Origin of the sequence: Primorskyibacter sedentarius (genome assembly GCF_004342065.1) — a bacterium.
Taxonomy (GTDB): Bacteria; Pseudomonadota; Alphaproteobacteria; order Rhodobacterales; family Rhodobacteraceae; genus Primorskyibacter; species Primorskyibacter sedentarius.
In genome coordinates this window covers 432,183-452,350 of record NZ_SLZU01000001.1, presented here as the reverse complement: position 1 = coordinate 452,350, position 20,168 = coordinate 432,183, and the positions used below count along the sequence as shown (strand labels likewise).

Genomic DNA, 20,168 nt, shown 5'->3' with positions numbered 1-20,168 from the left:
TAGCATAGACAAGAGCTGCAGGTCAGTACGCCCGGATTTCGTTCTTTGGCAGGTCGTTCGGGTCGATTTTTGGGGGGATTGCGATGCAAAATGACTTCTCTTCTCTGGATCGTTTCGACCGGGCGATTCTGTCTGCCATGGCCGCGGATGGCCGCATCACCGTGACTGATCTGGCGCGCAGGGTCGGGCTGTCCAAAAGCCCCACGCAGGCAAGGCTGAGACGGCTGGAAGCGGAAGGGTTCATCCTGGGCTATAGGGCGATCCTGGACCCGATCCGGCTTGGCCTTGATCACGTCGCTTTTGTCGAGGTGCGCCTGACGGACACGCGCGAGGCAGCCCTTGCGGCATTCAATGCCGCCGTGGCCCGTATTCCGGAAATCGAACAGGCGCATCTGATCGCGGGGAATTTCGACTATCTGCTGAAGGTGCGGGTGCAGGATATGCGGACGTACCGGCGTGTTCTGGCCGAAAAGATCTCTACCCTGCCGCACATCTCTTCCACCTCAACCTATGTTGCGATGCAGTCGGTGAAGGAAGGTGATCTCGGCGATGTGACTTGACGCATCGGTCTGCGCACGCAGGATAAACACATGATACGTGCCAGCCTGATTGCCATCGGCCTTGCCGCCACGCCCGTGCTGGCGCAAGACTGCCCGCCCGCCCCCGATCATACGGAGCGTTTGACCCAGCTGATCGCAGAGGCGCAGCAAGCGCCCACCGAAATGGCCGGACGGCTGATCTCCAACCAGATGTGGGAACTTTGGGCCGATGCCCCGGATGAACCCGCGCAAGAGATCCTTGATGCTGGTTTGCGCAAGCGGCGCGCCTTCGACCTGTTGGGCGCCCGGACGGATTTCGACCGCCTGATCGACTATTGCCCTGATTACGCTGAAGGCTACAACCAGCGTGCCTTCGTCAATTTCATCCGTCAGGATTACGAACTCGCGCTGATCGACCTTGACCGGACGCTGGAACGGTCGCCCCATCATGTTGCGGCTTTGGCTGGCAAGGCGCTGACCCTGATCGGCTTGCAGCGCGATGAAGAGGCGCAGATCGTGCTGCGGCAGGCGCTGGCGATGAACCCCTGGCTGACAGAGCGTCGCTTTCTTGTGGAGGGAACGGGAGAAGAGCTTTGACGGTGGGTGAGAGCGCTCTATCCGTATTGTTTTTGCCGCGCCCGCCCGCTAGGAACGCGAAACATCATTGTCGTGCGGGCGTGATGGAATGGTAGACATATGGCACTTAAAATGCCTGGGGCGAAAGCCCGTGCCGGTTCGAGTCCGGCCGCCCGTACCATAAGAATCGCATCAAATGCGGTTCCTTGTCGAGGATCTGCCCGGTTTCAACAGATACGCTGTGGTCGGCTGCGGGTCGGGGCAGGCCCCATCAACCGAAACATCCCCAACCAGCGTTTTTACGTTGCTGGCCCGCTGCGAACCCGGTGCGCAAAGCCCGCCTGTCGCGCCGCTTGGTTTCGTGCCTCGCAAAAGTACGATGGGGCGCCGAAAAGACGCCCCTAAACCGGTTCCGCAGAACCGCTGACATGGCCAGTTGCGTTCAGTGCGTCCAGGGGCCGCGGCGGTCGGTGGCGAAGTTTTCGGCGTAGCCACGGGCACGGATGTTGGGTTTGCGGGTCTTCGGTTCGATTACTACGGCGTCGATACCGTGATCGCGGGCATATTCCTCGGCGGCTTCGCGGGTGGCAAAACGCAGCCGGACCTGGCTTTGCGTGTCGCTCGAAGATGTCCAGCCCATCAGCGGGTCAACCTCGCGCGATTCCGCAGGTGCGAAGTCCAGAACCCAGGACTTGGTCTTGGCGACCCCGGATTGCATTGCATTGCGGGCGGGTTTGTAGATGCGCGCTTTCATTGCCGAAATCTCCCTTGCAGCAGCGCTGTTATGCGGGATTTGCGCGCCCCCGGCAAGCGGGCATGTGCGGACAAACTGATGCAGCCATGCGCAAGGCCGGTTCGGCGAAGCCGAGTTTGACGGGGAGTGGGGGTAAGCCAGACCAGACCACGACGAACCGGGACTTGCAGGACCAAATCTAGAAGCCACGCTCGCGACGGGGCAAGAAAATATCCGCGATTTACGACCAATGGACAGGCGAAACCCATCCTCCTGACGGGTTTTGTCAGGGGCGGGGTTGAAAGGCGGGGCAAAGCAATCAAGTTTGGGGCATGCGAAAGGCCATGTTTCATGCACAATAACTCTCCCGAACAGATGCCCGTGCTTCACGCTCCTGCACCCAATGTGCGCGAGCGCGAAAAGCTTGAGGGCGGCAAGCGCTTTGTCATGCAGACAGAATTCTCTGCTGCGGGGGATCAGCCCACAGCCATTGCCGAATTGGTCGAAGGCGTTGCCGCCGGAGAGCGCGACCAGGTTCTTCTTGGGGCAACCGGCACCGGCAAAACCTTCACCATGGCCAAGGTGATCGACGAAACCCAGCGCCCGGCGATCATTCTTGCACCTAACAAGACGTTGGCGGCGCAGCTCTACGGCGAATTCAAACAGTTCTTTCCCGACAACGCGGTGGAGTATTTCGTCAGCTATTACGACTACTACCAGCCCGAAGCCTATGTCGCGCGGTCGGACACATATATCGAGAAGGAAAGCCAGATCAACGAACAGATCGACCGGATGCGCCACTCGGCCACCCGGGCGCTGCTGGAGCGGGATGACGTGATCATCGTGGCATCGGTGTCCTGCATCTACGGTATCGGGTCCGTCGAAACCTACGGCGCGATGACGCAGGATCTGTTCGTCGGCAAGGATTACGACCAGCGCAAGGTCATGGCCGATTTGGTCGCCCAGCAATACAAGCGCAACGATCAGGCGTTTCAGCGCGGCTCTTTCCGGGTGCGCGGCGATTCGCTGGAAATCTTCCCGGCCCACCTTGAAGACCGGGCCTGGAGGCTGTCCTTCTTTGGCGACGAGATGGAAGCGATCACCGAGTTCGATCCGTTGACAGGCGAGAAGACCGATAATTTCGACCGTATCCGCGTTTATGCCAACAGCCACTATGTCACGCCGCGCCCGACGATGAATCAGGCGATCATCGGGATCAAGAAAGAGCTGCGCATGCGGCTGGATCAACTGGTGGGCGAGGGCAAGCTGCTCGAAGCACAGCGGCTGGAGCAGCGCACCAATTTCGATCTGGAGATGCTGGAAGCAACCGGCGTGTGCAACGGGATCGAAAACTACTCGCGCTATCTGACGGGCCGGGCACCGGGCGAGCCGCCGCCCACGCTGTTCGAATTCATCCCCGACAATGCCATCGTTTTTGCGGATGAATCCCACGTCTCGGTTCCGCAAATCGGCGGCATGTACAAGGGCGACTTCCGACGCAAGATGACGCTGGCCGAGCATGGATTCAGGCTGCCCTCCTGCATGGATAACCGGCCGCTGAAGTTCGAGGAATGGGATGCGATGCGCCCGCAATCGGTGTTCGTCTCGGCAACCCCGGCAGCATGGGAGCTGGAACAGACGGGCGGCGTTTTCACCGAACAGGTGATCCGCCCCACCGGCCTGCTGGACCCGCAGGTGGAGATCCGGCCGGTCGAGATGCAGGTGGATGACCTGCTGGACGAGGTGCGCAAGGTTGCTGCCGACGGCTTCCGCACGCTGGTAACCACCCTGACGAAGCGTATGGCCGAAGATCTGACCGAATATATGCACGAACAGGGCATTCGCGTGCGCTACATGCATTCGGATATCGATACGATCGAACGGATCGAAATTCTGCGAGACCTGCGGCTTGGTGCGTTTGACGTGCTGATCGGCATCAACCTGCTGCGAGAGGGCTTGGATATTCCCGAATGCGGGCTGGTGGCCATTCTGGACGCTGACAAGGAAGGCTTCCTGCGCTCGGAAACCTCGCTGATCCAGACCATCGGACGGGCGGCGCGCAACGCCGAAGGCCGTGTCATCATGTATGCCGACCGGATCACCGGCAGCATGGAACGCGCCCTGTCGGAAACCAACCGCCGCCGGGAAAAGCAGATCGCCTATAACGAGGAACACGGCATCACACCGTCGACGATCAAGAAGAATGTCGATGACATCCTTCAGGGGCTCTACAAGGGCGATGTCGACATGAACCGCGTCACCGCCAAGATCGATCCGAAACAGGCAGGGTCGAACCTTGCAGCTGTGCTGGAAGGGCTGCGGACGGATATGCGCAAGGCTGCCGAGAACCTCGAATTCGAAGAGGCGGCGCGGTTGCGAGACGAGGTCAAACGGCTGGAGGCGGTGGACCTTGCACTGCACGACGATCCGATGGCGCGGCAATCCGCGGTCGAGGCTGCCTCTGATGCTGCCACCAAGTCCCGGGGACGCAGCACGGCGGGCAGGCCGGGGCAGCATGGCGGCAACGTGAAACGGCGCAAACGCTAGCGTTTTGCCGGGCGATTTGACTGTGCGGGCGGCGGCCATCATGGGTTCGCAGCCCGTTTCGGCACCGTGTTGCCGAAAAATTCGACAAATTGGCCGTTTCCTGCTCACCTTCTCCGAGTTGTGACTTCTCGGTGTTACGTTGCTCGTATAGGTTGTTCGGGCATCTGTGTGGCGCGGTTGACCCTGCGTCGCGCAATTGGAGGAGGAGGATGCAATGAACCCGTTTTTTCAAGGTTACCAGTATAACGCAATGTGGTGGCGTCTGTGCGGAAATATCGCGCAGAGCAACCTGCGCGTGTTTCAGAAACTGTCAGAGGTCGGCGCACGTCAGGTCCGTCATGCCGCTGTTCCCATGGTTGCCTTCGGTGTCTATGCGGCCAATTCGGCCAAACCGGTGAATTCGGGGTCGACGGCGTCATCCGCGTTGGCGCGTGCACGCCAGAATGCGGGCCGGATCGACGTGGGGTCTCAACGGATCGTGGCGCCTCGGCCCGCACCGTCCCGCGAGCATGTAGTCAAGGCCGACCGCTCGAAAAGCGAGCCTGAGAACACACAGACCACCGCAGTCTGACCTGAAGTGACACGTTCACCTACTTGCAAAAAGCCGCGCCAGCGGCTTTTTCGTTGGGTCAGGCGCCGGTTGGGGTAAGGGTGGCGCGCGGCCATACCGGGCCGGTCACCTTTGCCAACTGGCACATGTGCCACCCCAATACGAGGTTTGACGAAAGGACCTGCAGGCCCGTTGTCGACTCGATCTCTTCGATAACCTCCAGCGTGCGCAGGTTCGTGCAGGACAAGAACAGCCCGTCGATCCCGCCCTGTCTGGCCAATGATCCGGCGGCAGAGGTGATCGACCCCGGCGTGATGCGCACGACCGTTGCCTCGTCACTTTCATTGAAAGATCCAAACGCGGGCGTTTCGATACCGTGTTCGCAAAGCACGGCACGCAGCCGGTCAGAAACCTCCGGCAGGTAGGGCGACAAGATGCCAAGCCGTTTCACCGCCAGCGTTTCGCAGGCGGCAACAAGTGCGGTGACAGGGTCGGTGACAGAACGGGCCGCAACCCCCTTGCGGATCATCGCGGCAACTTTACGCGCCCCGATCACCGCTGTCCCGGAGGTGCAGCCATAGGCCACGACGTCGAACGGGTCGGCCTGTGGCAGCAAAGAGGCCGCGCTGGTCAAATGATGCTCCATCGCGGCGAGCGTGTCGGTTGTGACGTCCAGCCCGCTTGGCACGCGGGTGACTTTCAGGCTCAGCCCTTCTGGCAACATGCGCGCAAAATCGCGCTCTATCGTTTCGTCGGCCGACAAGACCACCAGTCCGAGGCGCGGCTCGCTCAGGGGTTGGGTCTGATAGGGCAGGGCGGTCATTCCAGCACCCCCATCTCTGGCCCCGAAATTGGCGAGAGCGGCTCTGCCGGGCCATCCCGGATAACGATGTCTTCCTCATGGACGAGCATCCGCCCCGGCGCGACCTCACATCCGGGTTCCAGCGTCAGCACCATTCCGGGCTGAAGGACGGTGTGATCCTGCGGGATCAGCGACAGCCCTTCGGTCAGCTGCATGCCCAGCCCATGGCCCAGCCGTCCAGCGTCACCACGGCCCTGCCCGCCGGTCAACACGGCATCCATGGCGCGGAACAGGTCTGCGGCGGTCGCGCCGGGCCGCGCGATGTCCAGCGCGGCATGCGTGGCGTCGATCAGCCGGGCATGAGCTGATCTGGTGTCGGCGTCGGGCGGCCCGAGGCTGAAATTCCGGTTGTAATCGCAGAAATATCCGTGCCGCACCAACCCGGTATCCAGCATCAGGACATCACCGCGCTCCAGCGGTTTCGTCGTGGCGGGAGAGATCACATCAGCGTAGCCACCTGCCGCTGCCGCCCCCGCCAGATAGGGAACCCAATCGGCGCCTTCTTCGAGGCAGAGCCGCTGGAAATCGCGGAACACCCGGTCAAGCGGCGCGCCCGTCCGGGCGATTTTCGGTACCCGGGCAAAGGCCCGTCCGGCGATGGCGCAGGCTGTGGCAATGGCTGCGATCTCGGCCTCGGATTTCACCATCCGCAGCCGCCTGACAATATCGGCGTCATCGCGCAGATCGCGCCCCAGTAGCGCCTGTAGCCGCGCCAGATTCGCCAGTGGCATGCGCAGGTGACTTTCGAACCCCATCGGGGTGCCTATATCGCCACCCTGGGCGGCCTCCTTCAGTGTACCGGCGAGCAGGGTGACGCCGTTATCAGCCGGATCGGGGGCGCGCCATGTGCGTATGTCCGTGATCCATGTCTGCTGCATCAGGGCAGCGCCTATGGACGGGATCACCGCTATCGGATCGCCCGCCGCCGGAAGCACCAGAAACCACGGCCGGGTCGGGCTTTCCCAGAACCGGGTCAGGAAACCGGTGAAGTAGCGCAACTCCGGCTCTGTTGTCAGGAGAAGGGCCGCAATCCCTTCAGCCTGCATCTCCCCTTGCGCCGCGTGAACTCGGGCGCGGTATTCAGCCGTGTCAAAAGGGCCTGTCATGCAGGCTCATTTCTCGGGGCCTTCGGTGACGAAGGCGAGCACATGGCTACGCTCGTCCAGACGCAGCGCCTTGCGGTGCGGTTCCGACAAAAGCAGCGCGGCCAGCCCGGCCCCGCCAGAGGGGGTGGTTTCCAGATCATGCGCGGCAAGGCGGGGAAGGGCGCGGGCGACCGCCTCGTCCGAGAGCGTCACGGCGACGTCGGCATCACGCGCCAGCCCTTTCAGCGCGATCAGCGAAGGTTCCTTGCAGTCCAGACGCCCCATCGTGGACACTGGCCCCGAAGTCGTGACCGGTCGTCCTTCGGTCAGCGAGGCGGCGATGGCTGGGGCGGCGTCGGGTTCGACCACGATGATGCCCGGCGCATCCCCCCAGATCTTGCGGGCATAGGCAGCGACCGATGCCGCCAGACCACCGACCCCGGCCTGCACGAAAATATGGGTTGGCGGGTCTGCGATCTGGTCCGCGACCTCGGCCATCAGCGCAAGATAGCCCTGCATCAGACGCCAGGGCCGGTCTGTATAGCCCTCCCAACTGCTGTCAGACAAAAGGCGCCAGCCGTTGACCCGGGCGGCATGTGCTGCGGCCACCATACTCGCCTCGTAATCCTGACCTTCGCGCACCACCTGAGCGCCCTTGGCCGCAAGACGCCTGGCAAAGCTTTCGGGAACCGTTTCGGCGATGTAGATCACGGCGGCTGCACCGAAAACACGGGCACCCGCCGCGACAGACATCCCATGATTGCCCGCGCTTGCGGTGACATAGGTTTGCCCACGCAAAGCGGTCTGAAGGTCTTTGGCGCCTGTCTTCACGGCGTCATCGGCAATCACGTAAGCGGCACCAAGCGCCTTGAAGCTGCCCAGCCCCATCCGTTCGCGCTCGTCCTTCACACTTACCTGCGAGATGCCGGTGACGCGGGCCAGTTCCGGCAGATCGACCAACGGTGTTGGCGCATAAGCCGGGCATTTCGACAGCAAGCCAAGCGGTGCCGACGCATCGTCTGACGGAAAGGCGATGCCTGGCGGCAACGCGACGCCTGCGGCAAGCTTGCGGAAAAGATTGGGGTGGATTCGCAATTTGCCCCACCTTTCATGAAATGGACCCGACCAGTGAATGATGCAAATCCGCGCCGCGTCAATCCCTTCCATGCAACGGAACGCCGTGCAGCGGGCCGTCGGAGAACTGGTGCATGGGCCTGCAGCGCGGGTCCGCCTGCCGTGACGGAAATTAACTTTTTATCGCAGTCCGGAAGAAACTGTCACAAACTGTCCGCATACAACATCGGAATCATACGAGATCAGGGGGTCATTCATGTCATATTGGTGGAAATCGTTCGTCTTCGGAACGCGCAGTGGCGAGGAACTGTTGGGGTCCGGAAGGTCCGACTGGATTTTCGGCTTCAACGGCGATGACACGATCAAGGCGGGTGGCGGCAACGACCGGGTCTTCGGTGGCAACGGGGACGATGTTGTGTCCGGTGGCGCAGGCAATGACCTGCTTGACGGTGGTCGCGGGTTCGATACGGCGGTCTACGAAGGCGGCATTGGTGACTATGACATCTCCCTGCCGTCGCGCGGCCCCTGGTGGGCGTCCGGGCGCTGGTCCGCAACCACGGTCAAGGCCACGGGTGACGTGGCCGATACGGGTACCGATACCCTCCGCGGGTTCGAGGCGCTTTACTTCGAGGGCGACGATTACACCTTCTACCTGAACGGCCAGAACAATGCCGTGCTTGCGGGCGCTGACGCGTTCACCGCCGGCGAGAACGAGGTTCTGGTGGTCGATGCGGCCGATCTTTTGGCCAATGACCGTGAATTTGACGGCGACACCATGACGGTGACGGCTGTGGGCGCGACGTTGACCGCAGGCACCTCGGTCAGCCTGTCGGGGACGCAGGTGAGCTATGACCCCGGCACGGCCTTCGATGCGCTGGCGGCAGGCGAGACGGCAACCGACAGCTTCACCTACACCGTCGATGACGGCAAAGGTGGCAGCGACACCGCGACCGTGACGGTGACCATCACTGGCGCCAACGACGCCCCGGTGATTGCGGCGCTGTCTGCCGTGACCATCGACGAAAACACCACCGACGTGCCCGCCGCGATCAGCGCGACAGATATCGACAGCGCCACACTCAGCTTCAGCCTGTCGGGGGCCGATGCGGGCCTGTTCCAGATCGACAGCATGACCGGCGCGATTTCCTTTGTCGCAGCACCTGATTTCGAAGCGCCGGGCGACGCGGGTGGCGACAATGTCTATGACGTTACCGTCACTGCCAGCGATGGTGTCGACAGTGACAGCGCGGATATCGCCGTGACCGTCGCGGATGTGGTCGAACTGCCGCCGCTCGACGCGCGGGTCAACGAAATCCATTACGACAATGCCGGGGCCGACACTGGCGAGTTTGTCGAGATCCGGCTGGCCGCAGGAACCGATCCGGCGCGCCTGACGGTGGAGCTTTACAACGGCAGCAACGGCACGCTTTACAACAGCTTCAGCCTTCCGGCCACGCCTGCTGGCAGCGACGGGACGTATGATTACTACGTGATCGATACGCCCGGAATGCAGAACGGATCGCCGGATGGTATCGCCCTGATCGGGGACGGCGCGGTTGTTGAATTCCTCAGCTACGAGGGCACGCTGGTGGCCACTGACGGCACCGCCATGGGCCAAAGCTCGACCGATATCGGCGTGGCAGAGGCCGGATCGACCCCGATCGGTGAATCGCTTCAGCGCAATGCCGACGGCACCTGGCGCGGGCCGGAGCTGGAGACACGCGGGCAGGACAATGACTTTGTGCCGGTCCCGGAGATCGTGATCAGCGAAATCATGCAGAACCCCTCGGCCGTATCGGATGGGAGTGGCGAGTATTTCGAGATCTACAATGCCGGAACGCGCGATGTGGACCTGAACGGCTGGACCATCTCGGACAACGACCTTGACAGCCACGTGATCGACAATGGCGGACCGCTTGTCATTCCCGCTGGCGGTTACCTTGTATTTGGCAGAAACGCCGACACCGCCACGAATGGCGGCGTGACCGTGGATTATGCCTATACCGATATCGCACTGGCCAATGGCGCGGATGAGGTCGTTCTGACCTCGCCCGACTTTGGCGAGATCGACCGCGTGGAATATGACGGCGGCCCGGCCTTCCCGGACCCCACCGGCGCGTCGATGGAACTGGTTGATCTGGCGGCGGATAACAATGTCGGTGCGAACTGGACAACGGCCGTTGCCTCCTTTGGCGATGGCGATCTGGGCACGCCGGGGGCGTCGAACGGTGCCGCGCCCGCTGCCTTTGCGGGCCGGATCAACGAATTCCACTACGACAATGACGGGGCCGATACTGGCGAATTCGTCGAAATCCGTGTCGACGCGGGCAGCGACGTCTCGTCAGCAGCCGTCACGCTGTATAACGGCAATGGTGGCGCATCCTATGCCACATTTGCCTTCCCGGCCGCAGCGAGCTCTTCGGATGGGACATATGACTACTATGTCATCGAGACGCCCGGCATTCAGAACGGCAATGACGGCATCGCCTTGTCCAACGCTGGCACGCTGGTCGAATTCCTGAGCTACGAGGGCAGCTTCACGGCTGTCGGTGGCCCGGCGGATGGCGTCGCGGCGACCGATGTTGTGGTCAGCGAAGCCTCCACCACCCCGGCCGGCCAGTCCCTGCAGCGCAACGATGACGGCACTTGGCGCGCGCCCGAGGCTGAGACGCGTGGCGATTCCAACGAGGCAGATGTGACACCTCCGGGCGAGCTGGTGCTGATTTCCCAGATCCAGGGGGCGGGTAGCATGTCGTCCTTTGACGGGCTTGGTGTCACCGTCAATGCGGTTGTCACCTATATCGGCGCGGGCGGGTTTTTCCTTCAGGAAGAAGATGCGGACGCCGACGCAGACGCTGCCACATCCGAGGGTATCTTCGTCTTTGCCGCCGGTCTGACCCTGCCGTCGCTTGGCGATCTTGTCAGCGTTTCCGGCACGGTGGACGAATTCTTTGGCCTGACGCAGATCACCTCTGTCAGCGATATCACGGTCGAGCTTGGCAACCAGCCGATGCCCACCGCGGCAGAGATCCTGCTGGACCCGGCAGTTTCGCCGGACTTCGAGGCGGTCGAGGGGATGCGCATCTCTCTCGACAGCGGCGTTGCGGGCGAACGCATCACCGTCACGCAGAACTTCAACCTGGATCGGTTCGGCGAGATCACCGTTTCTGCGGGAAACCCCGTTCAGGGCACCCAGCTTTACGACGCACAGACCGAAGCCGCGCAGGTGGCCGCAGTGAACGAGGGCAACGTCAACAACCGCCTGCTGATCGATGACGGCGAGAGCGGGCAAAACCCGACCGAATTTGCCTATATCCCGGTGGAAGCGGCCTATGACAACGGCAACGGTTATCTGGATAGCGGCGATACCTTCACCGAGGGCGGGCCGACCCTGCGCCTTGGGGCAGAGATTGACGGGCCGACAACCGGCGTCATGTCCTATGGCTTTGGCAGCTACCGGATGCTGGTGGATGGACAGCTGAACATCGACCAATCCACCAATACCGGTGCGCGTGATGCGACCCCGGAAGATGTCGGCGGGACGTTGCAGGTCGGTGCTTTCAACGTTCTGAACTACTTCACGACGCTTGGGTCTCGCGGGGCCAGCAGCGCCGGTGATCTGGACCGCCAGACCGATGCAACGGTCAATGCAATGCTGACCTCCGGTGTCGATGTCTTCGCGTTGCAGGAGATCGAAAACAATGGCTTTGGCGCAGGGTCTGCCATGCAGACGCTGACCGATGCGCTCAACGCTGAGGCGGGGCCCGGGGCGGGCTTCTCTGTCGTAGATCCCACCGGCGGCGCGGGCGGTACGTTGGGGACGGATGCGATCACGACTGGCATCGTCTACGACTCGACCAAGGTGACGTTGATGGCCAGCGATTACCTTGTCTTTGACGAGCCTTCGGCTGCGGCGACGTTTGCCCTGGCAGAGGTGCTGCACCCGTTCGTGTCTTCTGGTGACCGGATCGAGGATTTCCAACGGTCGCGTCCTGCTGTGGCAGCCACCTTCCAGGACAATGACAGTGGCGAGGTCTTCACCGTTGTGTCCGTCCACTTCAAATCCAAGGGCGACAGCAACCTGCAGGATCTGGCAGAGGCAGCGCAGTCCTATCTGGATGGCGGCGGCACTGGCATCACCCAGGCCGATATCGACGCGCTGACCAGCGACCCCAACTATGATGCGGGCGACGGTCAGGGCTTCTGGAACGGCGTACGTACGGATGCCGCCGACGAGCTTCAGGACTGGCTGGGCAGCACCTATCAGGGCGGCGTCAGCAGCTACGTGGTTCTGGGCGATTTCAACGCCTATGCACAGGAAGATCCGGTCCAGTCGCTTCGGGATGCTGCGGGCACGACCGACCTGATCGACGCGTTCATCGGGCAGGAAAATGCCTATAGCTTCGTGTTTGACGGGCAGCGTGGCACGCTGGATCAGGCGATTGCGTCTGACGAGTTCGCGCTAAATGTCACTGGTCTGACCGAATGGCACATCAACGCGGACGAGCCGGACCTGCTGAACTATTCGTCACAGTTCAAGGATGCCGCGTTCTACCATGACGATGTCTTTGCCTCTTCGGATCACGATCCGTTGATCCTTGGTCTGGATTTCAGCAGCACGACCGTGATCGGCTAAGACCGCCGCAGCGCCTACGCAAGGCCCCCGCCGGATCAAAACCGGCGGGGGCTTTTTCGTCTTTGCGATACAGGTGTGACGTGTCGAAACGGTCAGGCAGGGGCGGCGTTCCGCGCCAACGCCCGCGCAACAAGCTCCGGCAGGGTCGAGAAGTCCTCAAACCGTGCGGTATGGGGAAGAGCCTCGACCGGGCTTTTCCGGTAGCCTTCGGTGTATAGGAGGAATGGCACGCCTGCGCGCTGCGCGACTTCGGCGTCCACTTCGCTGTCGCCGATATAGATGCCGGGGCCGTCCGGCATCAGTGCGGCCAGAAGCATGGCCGGATCGGGTTTGCGGGTTGGCAATGTGTCGCCGCCGATCACCGTATCGAACAGGCCCTCCAACCCGAAATGCGTCAGGATTTCGCGTGCCGGAGCTTCGGGCTTGTTCGTGCACAGCGTCAGCCGGTGACCCGCCTCCTTCAGGGCCAGCAACGCCGAATGAGCCTGCGGGTAAAGCACCGTGTAAGCGCTGTTGGCCTGAGTGTAATGCGACAGGACGCGTGCCGCGAGGTCATCGTGCCGCGTCATATCCAGACCACGCGCGCCCATGGCCAGCTCGACCAGCCGGGGCAACCCGTTTCCGATGAAGGATGTGACCTCGACCAGTGAAAGCGGCTCGGCACCTGCCTCGGTCAGCATCATGTTGACGGCGTGGGCCAGATCGGGGGCGCTGTCGATCAGCGTGCCATCAAGGTCAAAGGCGATGGTGGCGCGCATTCAGGCGGGCTTCCACTTGATCGAACAGCCCATCGAGGGGATCTGGTCGCGCGGGCCCAACCCCGTCTCGGCGACTTCGCGCATGGCCTCGTAAAGATCACGCCGCACACCTTCGGCAGCGGGTCGGGCGCCGGACGCATCTAGTTGGCCCCGATATTGCAATTCCAGATCCGCGTTGAACCCGAAGAAATCCGGCGTGCAGGCCGCATCAAAGGCGCGCGCTACCGATTGATCCTCGTCATGCAGGTAGGGAAAGGGAAATCCCGCCGCCTTGGCGAATGTCACCATATTGTCGAAACTGTCGGCCGGATGGCTGTCGGCATCGTTGGAACAAATCGCCGCGACGCCGATCCCAAGCGCGGACAGATCCCGGGCATCCCGCACAATCCGGTCACGCACGGCGATCACAAACGGGCAGTGATTGCAGATGAACATGATGAGCGTGCCTTTGGGCCCGCGTATATCATCCAAAGAGTAGGTCTTGCCGTCGGTGGCGGGCAGGGTAAAACCCGGCGCAGGCCAGCCGAAATCGCAGACGGGGGGAGTTGTGGCCATGGGACCCTCCTGTTGTGTGTGCTGCTGGGACTGTCCTACGCGATCCGCCGGAAGGCAAGTCATGACGGATGCGCGTTGGCTGGCAAGATACAAACCCGCCCTTAGACCAAATGGCACTCAACCAGCCGTTCGCCCCGACGTTTGCAGGGCGAAACAAATGTCACCGGACATGCGAACGGGCGGCCCCGGGAGAAGGCCGCCCGCTGATCGTAAAGGTCAGGCCTTATTTTGCGTAACCGATGGTTTTCAACGCATCGCGGATCTCGTCCAGAATAGCCGGGTCATCAATGGTAGCGGGCAGCTTGAACTCTGCGCTATCGGCGATCTTGACCATCGTCGCCCGCAGGATCTTGCCAGAGCGCGTCTTGGGCAGCCGGTCCACGACGAGGCACAGCTTGAATGCCGCGACCGGGCCGATCTTTTCGCGCACCAGCTTGACGCATTCCTTGGTGATCTCGTCATGCGGCCGGTTCACGCCGCTTGTCAGGCAGACAAAGCCCATGGGCAGCTGGCCTTTCAGCTGATCGGTCACGCCGATCACCGCGCATTCGGCAACGTCCGGATGAGAGGCCAGAACTTCCTCCATCCCGCCGGTGGACAGGCGGTGGCCCGCGACGTTGATCACGTCATCGGTGCGCGCCATGATATAAAGGTACCCGTCCTCGTCGATCATGCCCGCATCGCCGGTCTCGTAGAAGCCCGGAAACTGGTTGAGGTAGGATTTGCGGAACCGGTCTTCGGCATTCCAAAGCGTTGGCAGCGTGCCCGGGGGCAGGGGCAGTTTGACCGCGATGGCGCCCAGCTCTCCGGGTTTCATCGGGTGGCCTGCCTCATCAAGGATCTGCACGTCATAGCCCGGCATCGGGACCGAGGGCGACCCGACCTTGACGGGCAGTTTTTCGATCCCCGCAGGCATGCCCGCGATGGTCCAGCCGGTTTCTGTCTGCCACCAGTGGTCGTAGATCGGCTTGTCCAGAACCTTCTGCGCCCATTCGATCGTGTCCGGGTCGGCGCGCTCGCCTGCAAGGTAGACGGCGGTCAGGTTGGACAGGTCGTATTTCTTGACGAATTCGCCGTTCGGGTCTTCGCGCTTTACCGCGCGCAGGGCTGTCGGGGCGGTGAAGAAGCTGCGGACCTTGTATTCCTCGATGATACGCCAGAACGTGCCGGGATCGGGGGTGCCGACGGGTTTGCCTTCGAAGACGATGGTGGTGTTGCCGTGGATCAGCGGCGCGTAGCAGATATAGCTGTGCCCCACGACCCAGCCAACGTCTGATGCCGCCCAGAACACATCTCCCGGATCGACGTTATAGATGTTTTTCATCGTCCAGTTCAGCGCAACAAGCTGCCCGGCAGTGTGGCGGATCACGCCTTTGGGCGCGCCGGTCGTGCCAGAGGTATAGAGGATATAGGACGGGTGGTTGCCCTCGACTGGAACGCAATCCGCCGGTTCGACACCGTATTGGAAGCCGTGCCAGTTGTAATCGCGGCCTTCCTCCAGATGGGCGACTTCCTGTTCGCGCTGGAAGATCACGCAGAAGTCGGGCTCGTGGGTGGCGAGCTCCATCGCGCCGTCAAGAAGCGGTTTGTAATGCACAACGCGTCCCGGCTCGATCCCGCAGGAGGCGGCGATAATGGCCTTGGGTTTTGCATCATCGATCCGCACCGCCAGTTCGTTTGCGGCAAACCCGCCAAACACCACCGAATGGATCGCACCAAGACGGGCGCAGGCCAGCATCGCCTCCAACGCTTCGGGGATCATCGGCATGTAGATGATGACGCGGTCACCCTTTTCGATACCCTTGGCGCGCAAGGCACCTGCGAGGTTTGCGACACGGTTGCGCAACTCGACATAGGTGATTTCGCGCTTGGAATGGGTGACGGGACTGTCATGGATAATTGCCACCTGATCGCCGCGCCCGGCCTCGACATGGCGGTCCACGGCATTCCAGCATGTGTTGACCATCCCGTCCGAGAACCACTCGTACAGGTCATTGCCTTTATCAAACAGCGCCTTGCTGGGCGCACGGTCCCAGTCGATTGCTTTGGCGGCGTCCATCCAGAATGCTTCCGGGTCGGCCTTCCAGCTGTCGTACACGTCCTTGTATGCCATGGTATCCTCCTCAAGCGTTGAAAGTGAGTTACGGGCATGTGGGTAACCGGGGCAAGCATGTTAGCGTTTGCAGCGTCAGAATGGCGCGCAATATTTGCAGAAAACGGGCTTTCGTACCTGCAAATTTTTGCAAACTCTGCTGATTTGCGCAGTATTTTGCGAAAGAGAGGCGACTTTGCAAAGTCTATGCTGCCCATCCGCCAGCTCCGAAAGGTCAAACCGCCGTAGCTTTCAACATCGATCTGGGGTGGCGTCATTGGCGGAGGTGGTCATCGAGAGCAAAACAGCTGAATTCGGTGTCCAGCCGTGCAAAGTACTTATGCTCAAAGTTGAGCGACACCGAATTACTGTGGATAACCCAAATTTGACTTTGCGAAGCGGTTTTATCGGCGCGATAAGATATGGAGTATTTTTCCCTATTTCGCCTTTTATAAAAATATATAAAAATGCTAACGGAGGAATTCTGATGAAAATAATGAAAACGCTCTCAATTGCCGCGGTGACCGGGTTCCTGGCCTTGCCGGCAATGGCAGCCAATGTTACGCCAGATATCATTTTTGGGTCGGGTAACCACAACGGCGGCTTCACCGTCGCGACCATCGGCGATCTGGAACTGGGGCTGCGGGCGAAGCGCCGCTATACCACCCCGAATGACGCGATCGGCGTCGGAATCATTCAGGATGCTGCCGGGAATTATCTGTTTGATTCCACAGGCGCGACGGTTCCGGCCGGTCGGTCCTATTGGAGCTATGACTGGTCGATCAATTCTGACATTGCCGATGGCAGCGACTCGCTGGGCACGTATAAATACCAGATATCGGTCGACTATGACCCTTCGGCTACCGAAAATATGCAGATCTACGATCCACTGGGTGCGGTCAGCACCGGCTATTACCTCGGCACGAATGCGACGGCAAATGGCGCGGCAACTTTCGACAGTGGCGGTGATGAGGACTTCAGCGCATTCAACGTCGCGCAGAACTCCGTCAATATGGGCTTTCTTCCTGGTGCGCCGATAGGTGCGGGCCAATTCCGTGTCTCTTTGACAGCTTTTGATAGCGCGGGTGTGGTTGGAAGCACGTCGATAAATGTCTATGTGGACACACCCGTTTCGGCGGTTCCCCTGCCTGCCGGTGGCTTTTTGCTGCTCACCGCGCTGGGTGGGTTGGCGCTCCGCCGCAAGCGCAAAGCCTGACCTCTCACAGCCTTGCAGACAGACCAGAACGGCGGCCCCCAGGCCGCCGTATCGCGTCTTTCGATCATCCGTATTGTGCGACCGGGGTGCCCGCCACGGCGGCCATGTTCAAAAGACCGCGCGCAGTGATCGAGGGGGTGACGATATGGGCGCGGTTGCCCATGCCCATCAGGATCGGTCCGACCTCAAGCCCGCCGCTTTTCATCTTCAGGATGTTGCGCGCAGCAGAGGCGGCATCGGCATGGCCGAAGATCAGCACATTTGCTGTGCCCTTCATCCGGTTGGCCGGAAACAGCCGCGCCCGCAGATCGGCGTTCAGCGCCGCATCGACGTTCATCTCGCCTTCGTAGCAGAAATCGCGTTCTTCACTGTCCAGCAAGGCAATTGCGTCGCGCAGACGCTTGCCAGACCCTTCGGACTGGTTGCCGAATTGCGATTGCGAACAGAAGGCGATGTTGGGTTCAAGCCCGAAGCGGCGCACGTGCCGCGCAGCCCCCAAGGCGGTCTTGGCCAGCTGTTCGGGCGTGGGCAGCGACCAGACATGGGTGTCGGCGATGAACAGGGGGCCGTCTTCAAGGATCATCATCGAAAGCGCGCCATTGGGCTGGAATTTGTCGTTGCCCAGCACTTGCGTGATGTAATTCAGGTGCCAGCGGTATTCGCCGAACGTGCCGCAGATCAGGCTGTCAGCCTCCTCGCGGTGGACCATGACCGCGCCAATGGCGGTTGAGTTGGTGCGCATGATTGCGCGGGCCAGATCCGGGCTGACACCCCGGCGTGCCATCAACTCGTGATAGCTGCCCCAGTAATCCCGGTAGCGTGGATCGTTTTCCGGGTTCACGATGTTGAAATCGCGCTCCGGCCGGATTTCGAGCCCCATGCGCTCGCACCGGCTGGCGATAACCTCGGGTCGGCCGATCAGGATGGGCTGCTCGGTCGTCTCTTCCAGAATAGCCTGTGCCGCGCGCAGCACGCGCTCGTCCTCGCCCTCGGCAAAGACGATGCGGCGACTGGCCGTGGCGGCGGCAGCAAAGACCGGGCGCATGAGAAGCGCGGATTTGTAGACCGAGGCGTCCAGTTTCTGGCGGTAAGCGTCCAGATCCTCGAAGGGGCGCGTAGCCACGCCCGTCTCCATCGCGGCGCGCGCGACGGCAGAGGAGACGATGCCCGACAGGCGCGGGTCGAACGGTTTGGGGATCAGGTAATCGGCCCCGAAGGTCAGATGCTCGCCCTGATAGGCGGCCGCCGCCTCGGCGCTGGTGGTGGCGCGGGCCAGTTCGGCAATGCCTTCGATACAGGCGAGCTGCATTTCATCGTTGATCTCTGTGGCACCCACGTCAAGCGCGCCCCGGAAGATGAACGGAAAGCACAGCACGTTGTTGACCTGATTGGGAAAGTCGCTGCGCCCGGTTGCGATGATGGCGTCGGGCGCCACTTCGCGGGCAAGGTCCGGCATGATTTCCGGCGTGGGATTGGCCAGCGCAAAGATGATGGGCCGCTTGGCCATCCGCTTGACCAGCTCGGGTTTCAGCACGCCCGGCCCGGACAGGCCCAGGAACAGGTCCGCACCGTCGATCACCTCGTCCAGCCTGCGCAATTCAGATGCCTGCGCAAAGGCAGCCTTTTGCGGGTTCATGTCCAGTTCCCGCCCCTCGTAGACGAGGCCGTGGACATCGCACAGCCAGACGTTTTCGCGCTTTACACCCAGCTTCAGCAGCATGTTCAGACAAGCGATCCCGGCCGCACCACCGCCGGTCGAGACGATCTTGATGTCCTCGAATGACTTTCCCGCGACATGCAGCGCATTGGTGGCCGCAGCCCCCACGACAATCGCCGTCCCGTGCTGGTCATCATGAAAGACGGGGATGTTCATGCGTTCGCGGCACAGCTTTTCCACGATGAAACAGTCGGGCGCTTTGATGTCTTCAAGGTTGATCGCGCCGAATGTGGGCTCCAACGCGCAGACAATATCTGCAAGGCGTTCGGGATCGGTTTCGTTCACCTCGATATCGAAACAGTCGATGCCTGCGAATTTCTTGAAGAGGACGGCCTTGCCTTCCATCACCGGTTTGGAGGCAAGCGCACCGATATTGCCAAGCCCCAGAACCGCGCTGCCGTTGGACACCACGCCAACAAGGTTGCCGCGCGCGGTGTAGCGTGCCGCCGTGCCTTTGTCGGCCTTGATCTCCAGGCAGGCTTCGGCAACGCCGGGCGAATAGGCCAGCGCCAGATCGCGCCCGTTGGCCAGCGGTTTGGTGGCGCGGATCTCCAGCTTACCGGGTTTGGGGAATTCGTGGTAATCAAGCGCGGCTTGGCGCGCTGTATCGGTGGGATTGTCGGCCATGGCTCGTATCCTTGGGGCTGTCCATACGTCAGGCATACCTCACGCGTTCGGGAAGAGAAACCGTTGAGCGTGTCAAACCAACCCCAACCGTCAGCCAGACATGGTTCGCGGATGGCGCGCAGCGAGGGAAGGCTTGCAATCCCCGGGCGGTTACGCACCATTGCCGGAAAGGTGAATGTGGGGAGAGGACCAATGTCACTCAGACAGGCGGCGCTGGATGTGCGCGAACGGGCCTATGCGCCCTATTCGGGGTTCAAGGTGGGCGCGGCGATCCGGGACACTGACGGGACAGTGCATCGGGGCTGTAACGTGGAAAACGTGGCCTATCCCGAGGGCACCTGCGCCGAGGCAGGGGCGATAGCGTCGATGATCGCGTCGGGCGCGTCGCGGCTGGCAGAGGTTTACGTGGTGGCGGACGCTCCTATGCCCGTGACCCCCTGCGGCGGCTGTCGGCAGAAACTGGCGGAGTTCGGCGCACCGGATGTCAGCGTGACCATGGCGACGACCGCAGGCACAGAGCAGGTGATGACGCTGGCAGAGCTCTTGCCGGGTGCGTTCGGCGCGGACCATATGAGCCATTCCGACACAGGCGGGAGCTGAG

Annotated in this window: 15 protein-coding genes and 1 tRNA gene; 8 read left to right on the top strand and 8 right to left on the bottom strand. The window is 61.7% G+C overall.

Features of this window, described 5'->3' with window-relative positions; all coding sequences use genetic code 11:
• Positions 1 to 83 precede the first annotated feature (83 nt).
• From EDD52_RS02070 to EDD52_RS02060, 3 genes are all read left to right on the top strand, one after another.
• Positions 84 to 560, top strand: a complete 477-nt coding sequence (locus EDD52_RS02070) for an Lrp/AsnC family transcriptional regulator (protein WP_132241364.1) — start codon at positions 84 to 86, stop codon at positions 558 to 560.
• Positions 561 to 590: 30 nt separating this feature from the next.
• Complete coding sequence (locus tag EDD52_RS02065; protein ID WP_132241363.1) at positions 591 to 1,136, top strand: tetratricopeptide repeat protein; 546 nt, start codon at positions 591 to 593, stop codon at positions 1,134 to 1,136.
• A 74-nt stretch (positions 1,137 to 1,210) separates the two neighbouring features.
• A tRNA-Leu gene (locus EDD52_RS02060) sits at positions 1,211 to 1,296 on the top strand.
• Positions 1,297 to 1,557: 261 nt separating this feature from the next.
• On the opposite strand, the gene EDD52_RS02055 is transcribed toward EDD52_RS02060, so the two are convergent.
• Positions 1,558 to 1,869, bottom strand: coding sequence for an ETC complex I subunit (locus tag EDD52_RS02055; RefSeq protein ID WP_132241362.1), 312 nt, complete (start codon positions 1,867 to 1,869; stop codon positions 1,558 to 1,560).
• Positions 1,870 to 2,199: 330 nt separating this feature from the next.
• Here EDD52_RS02055 and uvrB point away from each other — a divergent pair, with 330 nt between their 5' ends.
• Positions 2,200 to 4,395, top strand: a complete 2,196-nt coding sequence (uvrB, locus tag EDD52_RS02050; RefSeq protein ID WP_132241361.1) for an excinuclease ABC subunit UvrB — start codon at positions 2,200 to 2,202, stop codon at positions 4,393 to 4,395.
• 214 nt (positions 4,396 to 4,609) lie between these two features.
• Positions 4,610 to 4,966, top strand: a complete 357-nt coding sequence (locus tag EDD52_RS02045; protein WP_132241360.1) for a hypothetical protein — start codon at positions 4,610 to 4,612, stop codon at positions 4,964 to 4,966.
• Positions 4,967 to 5,024: 58 nt separating this feature from the next.
• On the opposite strand, the gene EDD52_RS02040 is transcribed toward EDD52_RS02045, so the two are convergent.
• From EDD52_RS02040 to EDD52_RS02030, 3 genes are read right to left on the bottom strand one after another with little or no spacing between them, the layout of a single operon-like run.
• Entirely contained in the window at positions 5,025 to 5,768 is a 744-nt protein-coding gene (locus EDD52_RS02040) for a maleate cis-trans isomerase family protein (RefSeq protein ID WP_132241359.1), read from the bottom strand.
• Positions 5,765 to 6,913, bottom strand: coding sequence for a M24 family metallopeptidase (locus EDD52_RS02035; RefSeq protein WP_132241358.1), 1,149 nt, complete (start codon positions 6,911 to 6,913; stop codon positions 5,765 to 5,767). Before EDD52_RS02035 ends, EDD52_RS02040 begins: the two co-directional genes overlap by 4 nt.
• A 6-nt stretch (positions 6,914 to 6,919) precedes the next feature.
• Positions 6,920 to 7,987 carry a diaminopropionate ammonia-lyase gene (locus EDD52_RS02030; protein WP_424449618.1) on the bottom strand — a complete coding sequence of 356 codons (1,068 nt, stop codon included), beginning with the start codon at positions 7,985 to 7,987 and terminating at the stop codon, positions 6,920 to 6,922.
• 235 nt (positions 7,988 to 8,222) lie between these two features.
• Between EDD52_RS02030 and EDD52_RS02025 the strand changes: the two genes are divergently transcribed.
• Positions 8,223 to 12,602, top strand: coding sequence for an ExeM/NucH family extracellular endonuclease (locus EDD52_RS02025; RefSeq protein ID WP_132241356.1), 4,380 nt, complete (start codon positions 8,223 to 8,225; stop codon positions 12,600 to 12,602).
• Positions 12,603 to 12,694: 92 nt separating this feature from the next.
• Here EDD52_RS02025 and gph read toward each other — a convergent pair whose 3' ends face one another.
• The 3 genes from gph to prpE all read right to left on the bottom strand — a co-directional run bounded on the left by gph (position 12,695) and on the right by prpE (position 16,028).
• Complete coding sequence (gene gph, locus EDD52_RS02020; RefSeq protein ID WP_132241355.1) at positions 12,695 to 13,360, bottom strand: phosphoglycolate phosphatase; 666 nt, start codon at positions 13,358 to 13,360, stop codon at positions 12,695 to 12,697.
• Positions 13,361 to 13,915, bottom strand: a complete 555-nt coding sequence (locus tag EDD52_RS02015) for a thioredoxin family protein (RefSeq protein ID WP_132241354.1) — start codon at positions 13,913 to 13,915, stop codon at positions 13,361 to 13,363.
• A gap of 223 nt (positions 13,916 to 14,138) precedes the next feature.
• Positions 14,139 to 16,028, bottom strand: coding sequence for a propionate-CoA ligase PrpE (gene prpE / locus EDD52_RS02010; protein ID WP_132241353.1), 1,890 nt, complete (start codon positions 16,026 to 16,028; stop codon positions 14,139 to 14,141).
• Between the two features lie 466 nt (positions 16,029 to 16,494).
• On the opposite strand from prpE, the gene EDD52_RS02005 reads away from it, so the two are divergent.
• Positions 16,495 to 17,223 (top strand): VPLPA-CTERM sorting domain-containing protein, encoded by a 729-nt coding sequence (locus EDD52_RS02005; RefSeq protein ID WP_165907438.1) that lies wholly within the window; start codon positions 16,495 to 16,497, stop codon positions 17,221 to 17,223.
• 64 nt (positions 17,224 to 17,287) lie between these two features.
• On the opposite strand, the gene EDD52_RS02000 is transcribed toward EDD52_RS02005, so the two are convergent.
• Positions 17,288 to 19,567 (bottom strand): NADP-dependent malic enzyme, encoded by a 2,280-nt coding sequence (locus tag EDD52_RS02000; protein WP_132241351.1) that lies wholly within the window; start codon positions 19,565 to 19,567, stop codon positions 17,288 to 17,290.
• A 192-nt stretch (positions 19,568 to 19,759) separates the two neighbouring features.
• Between EDD52_RS02000 and EDD52_RS01995 the strand changes: the two genes are divergently transcribed.
• Positions 19,760 to 20,167 (top strand): cytidine deaminase, encoded by a 408-nt coding sequence (locus EDD52_RS01995; RefSeq protein WP_132241350.1) that lies wholly within the window; start codon positions 19,760 to 19,762, stop codon positions 20,165 to 20,167.
• Position 20,168 lies beyond the last annotated feature (1 nt).

Coding starts and splice junctions, on each gene's coding strand:
- EDD52_RS02005 (WP_165907438.1), top strand. CDS start 16,495: ATGAAAATAATGAAAACGCTCTCAATTGCCGCGGTGACCGGGTTCCTG.
- EDD52_RS02040 (WP_132241359.1), bottom strand. CDS start 5,768: ATGACCGCCCTGCCCTATCAGACCCAACCCCTGAGCGAGCCGCGCCTC.
- EDD52_RS02000 (WP_132241351.1), bottom strand. CDS start 19,567: ATGGCCGACAATCCCACCGATACAGCGCGCCAAGCCGCGCTTGATTAC.
- uvrB (WP_132241361.1), top strand. CDS start 2,200: ATGCACAATAACTCTCCCGAACAGATGCCCGTGCTTCACGCTCCTGCA.
- EDD52_RS02065 (WP_132241363.1), top strand. CDS start 591: ATGATACGTGCCAGCCTGATTGCCATCGGCCTTGCCGCCACGCCCGTG.
- EDD52_RS02070 (WP_132241364.1), top strand. CDS start 84: ATGCAAAATGACTTCTCTTCTCTGGATCGTTTCGACCGGGCGATTCTG.
- gph (WP_132241355.1), bottom strand. CDS start 13,360: ATGCGCGCCACCATCGCCTTTGACCTTGATGGCACGCTGATCGACAGC.
- EDD52_RS02015 (WP_132241354.1), bottom strand. CDS start 13,915: ATGGCCACAACTCCCCCCGTCTGCGATTTCGGCTGGCCTGCGCCGGGT.
- prpE (WP_132241353.1), bottom strand. CDS start 16,028: ATGGCATACAAGGACGTGTACGACAGCTGGAAGGCCGACCCGGAAGCA.
- EDD52_RS01995 (WP_132241350.1), top strand. CDS start 19,760: ATGTCACTCAGACAGGCGGCGCTGGATGTGCGCGAACGGGCCTATGCG.
- EDD52_RS02025 (WP_132241356.1), top strand. CDS start 8,223: ATGTCATATTGGTGGAAATCGTTCGTCTTCGGAACGCGCAGTGGCGAG.
- EDD52_RS02055 (WP_132241362.1), bottom strand. CDS start 1,869: ATGAAAGCGCGCATCTACAAACCCGCCCGCAATGCAATGCAATCCGGG.
- EDD52_RS02035 (WP_132241358.1), bottom strand. CDS start 6,913: ATGACAGGCCCTTTTGACACGGCTGAATACCGCGCCCGAGTTCACGCG.
- EDD52_RS02045 (WP_132241360.1), top strand. CDS start 4,610: ATGAACCCGTTTTTTCAAGGTTACCAGTATAACGCAATGTGGTGGCGT.